The organism is Actinomadura livida, from assembly GCF_014648675.1.
Taxonomy (GTDB): domain Bacteria; phylum Actinomycetota; class Actinomycetes; order Streptosporangiales; family Streptosporangiaceae; genus Spirillospora; species Spirillospora livida.
This window is the reverse complement of record NZ_BMRO01000011.1, coordinates 130,847-138,183: the sequence shown is the minus strand read 5'-3', so window position 1 is coordinate 138,183 and position 7,337 is coordinate 130,847. Positions and strand designations below refer to the sequence as shown.

The 7,337-nt window shown below is 73.7% G+C and carries 7 protein-coding genes; 3 read left to right on the top strand and 4 right to left on the bottom strand.

All coding sequences use genetic code 11. The features are described 5' to 3' along the window. A complete protein-coding gene (locus tag IEZ03_RS25510; protein WP_132049512.1) occupies positions 1-1,095 on the bottom strand; it encodes an NAD-dependent epimerase/dehydratase family protein in 1,095 nt (364 codons plus the stop codon). Positions 1,096-1,184: 89 nt separating this feature from the next. Between IEZ03_RS25510 and IEZ03_RS25505 the strand changes: the two genes are divergently transcribed. Both IEZ03_RS25505 and IEZ03_RS25500 read left to right on the top strand, forming a co-directional pair. Next, a complete protein-coding gene (locus tag IEZ03_RS25505) occupies positions 1,185-2,579 on the top strand; it encodes a zinc-dependent metalloprotease (protein ID WP_184887607.1) in 1,395 nt (464 codons plus the stop codon). Between the two features lie 316 nt (positions 2,580-2,895). Continuing rightward, the gene (locus tag IEZ03_RS25500; RefSeq protein ID WP_229808575.1) at positions 2,896-3,447 is read left to right on the top strand and encodes an NUDIX hydrolase; all 552 of its coding nucleotides are present in this window, start codon (positions 2,896-2,898) and stop codon (positions 3,445-3,447) included. A 13-nt stretch (positions 3,448-3,460) separates the two neighbouring features. Here the strand turns inward: IEZ03_RS25500 and IEZ03_RS25495 are convergent, their stop codons facing one another. The 3 genes from IEZ03_RS25495 to IEZ03_RS25485 form a co-directional block, all read right to left on the bottom strand. Further along, positions 3,461-4,126 carry a hypothetical protein gene (locus IEZ03_RS25495; protein ID WP_229808574.1) on the bottom strand — a complete coding sequence of 222 codons (666 nt, stop codon included), beginning with the start codon at positions 4,124-4,126 and terminating at the stop codon, positions 3,461-3,463. Then, positions 4,123-4,680 carry a M48 metallopeptidase family protein gene (locus IEZ03_RS25490; RefSeq protein ID WP_184887609.1) on the bottom strand — a complete coding sequence of 186 codons (558 nt, stop codon included), beginning with the start codon at positions 4,678-4,680 and terminating at the stop codon, positions 4,123-4,125. Before IEZ03_RS25490 ends, IEZ03_RS25495 begins: the two co-directional genes overlap by 4 nt. A gap of 173 nt (positions 4,681-4,853) precedes the next feature. Continuing rightward, the gene (locus IEZ03_RS25485) at positions 4,854-5,654 is read right to left on the bottom strand and encodes an enoyl-CoA hydratase/isomerase family protein (protein WP_184887611.1); all 801 of its coding nucleotides are present in this window, start codon (positions 5,652-5,654) and stop codon (positions 4,854-4,856) included. 187 nt (positions 5,655-5,841) lie between these two features. Between IEZ03_RS25485 and IEZ03_RS25480 the strand changes: the two genes are divergently transcribed. Beyond that, positions 5,842-7,173 (top strand): ABC1 kinase family protein, encoded by a 1,332-nt coding sequence (locus tag IEZ03_RS25480; protein WP_229808573.1) that lies wholly within the window; start codon positions 5,842-5,844, stop codon positions 7,171-7,173. The last annotated feature ends 164 nt before the right edge of the window (positions 7,174-7,337 follow it).

Sequence of the window (7,337 nt, the reverse complement as noted above, 5' to 3'; positions counted from 1 at the left end):
TCAGGAGGTCGTGCGGCGTTTGCGGGCTCGGCGGAGGGCTGCCGCGGCGCCCAGGGCGGCGACGGTGGCGCCGGCGGCGGTCGCGGTCGCGACGGTGGCCTCCTTGCCGCCCACGCGGCGTCCGACGACGGCGTGCCGGCCCGCGGTCTCCTCCATGACGGCGCGCAGCGCGGCCGCGTTGTCGTAGAGCGGTTTCCAGCCCGCGGCGCGGAGGCGGGCGCAGTCCACCGCCCAGGGGTAGGCGACGTAGTGCAGGTCGGTGGCGGGGACCGGGGTCATCCCGAGGCGGTGCAGGCGCTGCGCGGTGCCGAAGGTGAGGGCGGCGGGGAGTTCGAAGGTCCGCTTGCCCGTGATCTCGGTGACCTCGGCGGGGCCGAGCCAGCCCTCGCAGCCGACCGCGACGGGCCCCTCGACCTCGGCGGTGACGACGACGTCCAGCGCGGACGCGAGGTCCTCGATGTGGCAGAACTGCCAGCCGGGTGTGCTGCCCTTGACCGTCAGCAGGCGCGGCGCCTCGAAGTGGCGGGTGACGACGGTGTCGACGCCGGGCCCGGCGAGCGCGGCGGGGCGGACGACGGTGACGTCCAACCCGGGGTGGGTGGCGGGCGCGGTCGCGGCCAGCTCCTCCATCTCCAGGAAGTCGCCGGCGACGCTGGCGTCGGCCTCGGCGAGCAGCGGCGCGTCCTCGGGGAGCGGGAGCTCGTTGCCGGGCGAGGCGCCGTACACCATCGTCGACGTGACGAGGACCACACGGCGTACCCGGGCGGCAGCGGCGGCGGTCACCACGGTCTGGGCGCCGCGGACGTTGTGGGTGCGGCGGTCGCGGGGGGCGGCGTCCGGGGAGTGCTCGACGTCCAGGTTGACGAGCACGTCCACGTCGGAGAGCCGGCCGGGCAGCAGCGGGTCCCGGATGTCCACGACACGCCAGACGACCCCGGGCACGTCGCCGCGATGCGCGTCGATGGCGACGACCTTGCGGATCTCTTCCCGTTCGGCGAGCCGGGCGGCGAGCAGCCGCCCCGTCCCGGTGGCCGCGCCGGTGACGGCGACGACCGGGCCCTTGCTACGCCGAGGGCGAACCTTGCCCGTTACCACGGGGGTGCCCCCTTCCTTGTGTACGCGACCTTGCCGTGACCGGCTAACGTTGCGGATATGAGCCCATCATGCATCCCAGGGGCGATCCGATGAGTGACACTCCCTTCGGCTTCAACCGTCCCGGCGACGGAGACGACGACCGGCCCCAGGATCCATTCAAGGGCATGGGCGGCGACATGGCGCAGTTCGCCGACATGCTGCACCGGTTCGCGGACATGATCGGCGGGCAGGGTGCGGGCGGCGCGGGCGGCGGCCCCCTGAACTGGGATCTGGCCAAGAACATCGCGCGGCACCAGGTGGTGGAGCAGGGCGACCCGTCGGTCGTGGACACCGAGCGCCGCCAGGTCGAGGAGGCGCTGCGCCTGGCCGACCTGTGGCTTGACGAGAAGACGACGCTGCCCGCCGGCATCCGTACGCCGCAGGCGTGGAGCCGGTCCGAGTGGATCGAGCAGACGCTTCCGGTGTGGGCGAAGGTGTGCGACCCGATCGCGACCCGCATGGTCGACTCGATGGGCGGCGCGCTCGGCGGCGGCGAGATCCCCGCGGACATGCAGGCGATGGCCGGCCCGCTGATCGGGATGGTCAAGCAGATGGCCGGGGCGATGGTCGGCGGCCAGGCCGGGCAGGCGCTCGGCGCGCTGGCCCGCGAGGTGACGTGCTCGGCCGACGTGGGCCTGCCGCTCGCGCCGGACGGCGTGGGCGCGCTGCTGCCCGCCGGCGTCGAGGCGTTCGGATCGGGCCTGGAGATCTCCGGTGAGGAGATCCGGCTGTACCTGGCGCTGCGGGAGGCCGCCCACCAGCGGCTGTTCGCGCACGTCCCGTGGCTGCGCTCGCACCTGCTGGGCGCGGTCGAGGAGTACGCCCGCGGCATCACCGTCGACCTGTCGGGCATCGAGCAGGCCGTCCAGGGCCTCGACCTCAGCAACCCGGAGGCGATCCAGGAGGCGCTCGGCGGCGAGATCCAGCTCCAGCCGGAGGAGTCGCCGCGGCAGAAGGCGGCGCTGGCCCGGCTGGAGACCACGCTCGCGCTGGTCGAGGGGTGGGTCGACACGGTGGTCAACGAGGCGGCGGACGGCCGCCTGCCCGGTTCGGTGAAGCTGGCCGAGGCGGTGCGCCGGCGGCGCGCGACGGGCGGCCCGGCGGAGCGGACGTTCGCGACGCTCGTCGGCCTCGAACTGCGGCCGCGCCGGCTGCGCGAGGCGGCGACGCTGTGGCGGACCCTCACCGACGTGCGCGGCGTCCAGGGCCGGGACGAGGTGTGGGACCACCCCGACCTGCTGCCCACGTCCGACGACCTCGACGACCCGGACGGCTTCGTGCACGGCCGGGAGGAGATCGAGGGCCTGTCCGACCTCGACCTGTCCGAGCTCACCAAGCCCCAGGAGGACGGGGAGCCCGGCGAGCCGGACGAGAAGGACGACAAGGACGACGGTCCCGATGACGGCCCAGACGGTGGCTCCGGCGACGGCGGGCCCAGGGCATGAGCCGCTCGCGTGAGTCGCGCGTGCACGGCTGCCGGTACTCGTCCGGATCGTCCATGAACGCGATCAGGCGCCGTATCCTGCGGTCGAGCCTGTGCTGGCACCGGCCGGTCGACCAGGAGCGGCGGCGCCGCCACCCCGCCAATTCCCGCTATCCCCGGGTGGGCCGCACGTGAGGAAGGCGTCGCGCAGGGGACGCCGCCCCGACGCGGAGAGGGAAGCGGTCGCGGAGAAGGAAGCGGACGCCGGCACTCCCGGAGAGGCGGAGACGCCTTCCTCCGGTGGGTCTCCCGATGGCCGCTCCTTGGGCGCGCGGTCGTTGACGCCAGGGTTCCTGTACGCCGATGCCGTGCGCGTCCTGTCGTCCTGGGAAGCGCCCGACCCCGGGCAGGAGCAGACCAGGGCCGAGTTCCTGCGGCATCTGGAGGAGCATCCGGCGGACGGGATGTGGCGGGAGTGCGCGGCCGGTCACATCACGGCCAGCACCGCCGTCCTCGACGCGTCCCGGACCCGCGTGCTGCTGACCCTGCACGCCAAGGTCAAGGCGTGGCTGCAGCTCGGCGGGCACTGCGAGCCCGGCGACGTCACGCTCGCGGGCGCCGCGCTGCGGGAGGCGACGGAGGAGTCCGGCATCCGGGGCCTGCGGCTGCTGCCCGACCCGGTCCAGCTGGACCGGCACGCGGTCCGCTGCCACCCGCAGGGCACCTGGCACCTGGACGTCCAGTACGTCGCGATCGCGCCGGAGAACGCCCGGCACACGGTGAGCGACGAGTCGGACGACCTCCGTTGGTTCCCGGTGGACGGCCTGCCGGAGCCCACCGACGACGCGCTCCGCAGGCTCGTGGCACGGGCGATCGCCCTGCCCGCCTGAAAAGTCGGCCGTGTCAGCGGGTGAGCGGGTGGCCTTCGAGGAGGGCGCGGGTGTTCTCCCAGCCTTCCAGGCCGGGGTCGAGAAGCCGCAGGTCGTCGGCGGTGCGGAGGCGGTGCCAGGCGGGTCCCTGCGGGACGAGGCCGGGCCGCGGCGCGGCGGCGCGGAGCCGGTCCAGCGCGTCGGGGGTGTCGAGATCGACGTCCGAGAGCGCGGCGGAGAGCCAGTCGGGGAGCGGCAGCCGCGCGGCGAGGGCGACGAGCCCGTCCGGCCCGGCGGCGCCGTCGGCGCGGCAGGCGGCGGACGGGGCGCTGCCGAGCGCGCGGAACAGCTTGCCGATCAGCAGCGGCGGCAGGTCGGGCGCGTCCGGCGCGACGAGCGCGGCGGCGGTGGCGCCGCGGGCGTGCAGCGCCGCGAACGCGCCGGCGAGGGTCGCCTCCCGGACGATCGGTGTGCCGGGCCAGGTCACGGCCTCGGCGTCCGGCTGGTCGGGCGGGTCCAGGACGAGCGCGGACGTCACCAGTTCGAGCCCGGCCACGACCTCGTAGGTGTCTTCGAGGAGGGCGAGGCGGAACTCGTCGGGGTCGATGCCGGGCGGCACGTCCGTCCGGCGGCCGGGCCGCGACAGCACCGCGGCGAACCGCGACGACGCGCCGGGCACCGTGTCCGGGCCGTCGGTCACCCGGCGACCTCGCGGGGGTACTCACCGCTGGGGTGCAGCCCGTCGCCGTGGTGCATCCCCCGGGGATCGGGCCCGAAATCGCCGTCGGGCGCGTCCGCCTCAAGGGGCAGGTGCGCGGCGGCGGCGACGCCCTCCAGGTAGCCGCGGGCGCGGTCGGCCTTCGGGTAGTTGCCGACGAGTTCCCAGAAGTCGGCGCCGTGCCCGGGGATGAGCAGGTGCGCGAGCTCGTGGACGAGAACGTAGTCGACGACCCAGGCCGGCATGCCGCGCAGCCGGGTGGACAGCCGGATGGTGCGGTCGTCGGGCGTGCACGAACCCCAGCGGGTGCGCTGGTTGGCGACCCAGCGGACGCTGACGGGGTCGGCGCGTCCGGCGAGGTAGCGGCGGGACAGGTCCCGGGCCCGCGCCTGCAGGTCGGCGTCGGTGGGGCGCCGGCGACGCTCCCGCTCCGCGAGGCGCTCCAGGATGGTCGCGACCCATTGTTCCTCTTCGGCCTTGCTCAGCCTGGACGGAACCATCACCACCACCTTGTCGCCGTCGCGGTAGGCGGACACGGTTCGCCGGCGTCTGGCGCTTCGGCGGACCTCAACGTTAGGGGGCACGCCTGAACGGTACTCGAAAATTTGCGCGCCCCATAGAGGGTGTTTGACGTCGTCGCAGGTCAGCGCCTACGTTTTAAGCGGCCGCTTATGGGTGGGTCAAGCCGCGGGCGGCAGCTTCCGCGGTGTCACTCGCCGGTGAACCGCGGGCTGCGCTTCTCGCGCTGCGCCGCGAGCCCCTCCAGCATGTCCGGGGACGCCATCGTGACGGGCTGCGCGAGCGACTCCCAGCGCAGCGCCGACTCCATGTCGCGGTGGCCGCCGTTCGCCAGCGCGACCTTCGTGAACCGGGTCGCGACCGGTGCCTGCGCCGCGACGCGTTCGGCGACGGCGAGCGCCTCGTCCAGCACCTCGCCGCGCGGGACGGCGCGGTTGACGAGCCCCGCACGTTCCGCCTCGTCACCGGTGAGCACCCGTCCGGCCAGCAGCATCTCGCGGGCCAGCGGCAGTCCGGCCACCTCGGGGAACAGCCAGGTGGCGGCCATCCCGGGATGCAGCCCGAGCGCGGTGAACGGGGCGAGGAGCTTGGCGTCGGACGCCGCGTACCGCAGGTCGCAGGCCAGCGCGAGGCACAGCCCGGCGCCGACCGCGTGCCCGTTGACGGCGGCGATCGTCGGCACCTCGAGGTCGCGGATCGCGAGCCACGTCCGGTAGAAGGCCAGCATCCGGTCGCGCAGCGCGGGGACGGCGATGGCGTTGGTGTCGGCGAGCCAGGAGAGGTCGCCGCCGGAGGTGAACGCGCTGCCCGCGCCGGTCACCACGACGCAGCGGACCCGCCGGTCGGTGCGGAGTTCCGCCATCGCCGACTTCCAGGCGGCGGTCATCTCGTCCGTCATCGCGTTGCGGCGGCCGGGGTCGTTCAGCGTCACGACGACGACGCCGTTCGGGCGGCGTTCGACCGGGAGCACGTCGGCGATCTCTTCGGACATGGTGCGCACCGTACCGTGCGGCCCGCCGGCCCGGCCGCCGGACCCCCGCGACACCGTCCTCACAGGGCGTGAGAAAGCGCACACTTACCATGTTTTCGCAGGTCGGGACGGTGCACCGATGGGGGCACCGACAATCGTTACTGGTGATTGTGGCGTGAACGACAGTCGATCACCGACAATGGAGCGCGTGAGCGATCTTCCCCGCCGCGCGGTGACGCGGTCAGCAAAGCTGGCTTCCCTCCCCATCGGCTTCGCGGGACGCACCGCCCTCGGCATGGGGAAGCGGACCTTCGGCAAGCCCGCCGAGGCGGTCGCCACGGAGATCCAGCAGCGCACCGCCGAGCAGCTGTTCAAGGTGCTCGGCGAGCTCAAGGGCGGGGCGATGAAGCTCGGCCAGATGCTGTCGATCTTCGAGGCGGCGCTGCCGCCGGAGATCGCCGGCCCGTACCGCGCCACGCTGACCCGGCTGCAGGAGGCCGCTCCCCCGCTGCCCGCCGCGACCGTCCACAAGGTGCTGGCGGAGTTCCTCGGCGAGGACTGGCGGGACTACTTCGACTCCTTCGACGACGAGCCCGCCGCCGCGGCGTCCATCGGCCAGGTGCACCGCGCCGTCTGGCACGACGGCCGCGCCGTCGCCGTCAAGGTGCAGTACCCGGGCGCCGGGAAGGCCCTGCTCAGCGACTTCAACCAGCTCGCCCGGCTCGGCCGGATGTTCGGCGTGCTGATGCCCGGCCTGGACGTCAAGTCGATGCTCGCGGAGCTGAAGGAGCGCGTGGCCGAGGAGCTCGACTACACGATCGAGGCCGAGTCCCAGATGACCTTCCGGGCGGCCTACGCGGACGACCCCGACTTCTACATCCCCGAGGTCATCGCGCAGGACGGCGACATCCTGATCAGCGAGTGGATGGACGGCACCGCCCTCTCGAAGATCATCAGCGAGGGGGACCAGGAGACCCGCGACCACGCGGCGCTGCTGTACTGCCGCTTCCTGTTCTCCGGCCCGAAGCGGTCCGGGATGCTGCACGGCGACCCGCACCCCGGCAACTTCCGGCTGCTGGAGGACGGCCGGCTCGGCGTCCTGGACTTCGGCGCCGTCGACCGCATCCCCGGCGGGTTCCAGCAGCGGCTCGGCCTGCTGCTGCGGATCGGCACGATGGCCGACATCGACGAGATCGAGGAGGCGCTGCGCCGGGAGGACTTCATCCGCGAGGGCGTGGAGATCGACGCCGAGTCGCTCCAGGCGTTCCTGGCCCCGGTGACCGAGCCGTTCGTCACCGAGACGTTCAAGTTCAACCGCGAGTGGCTGCGCGACATGGCCGCCCGGGTCACCGACCTGCGGCCGTCCAACGTCGTCCGGCAGCTCAACCTGCCGCCCGACTACGTGATCATCCACCGGGTGCTGTCCGCGGGGACCGGCGTGCTGTGCCAGCTGGAGTGCGAGATCCCGGCCCGCGCCGAGGCGCTGAAGTGGGTCCCGGGCTTCGCGGACGACGAGGACGGAGAGCTCGTCTCAACCTGAGCCGGGCGGCCGGTGACGGCCGGTCTGCGAGAGAACGCCGGGACCCCGCGCACTGATGAGGTGCGCGGGGTCCCGCTGTTTCGCGCGCCCGGTGCAGTGGGTCACCGGACGCGCTCCATGCGCCCGCCGGGAGGCCCGCCGCCCGCCAAACCATCCAAGAAGGA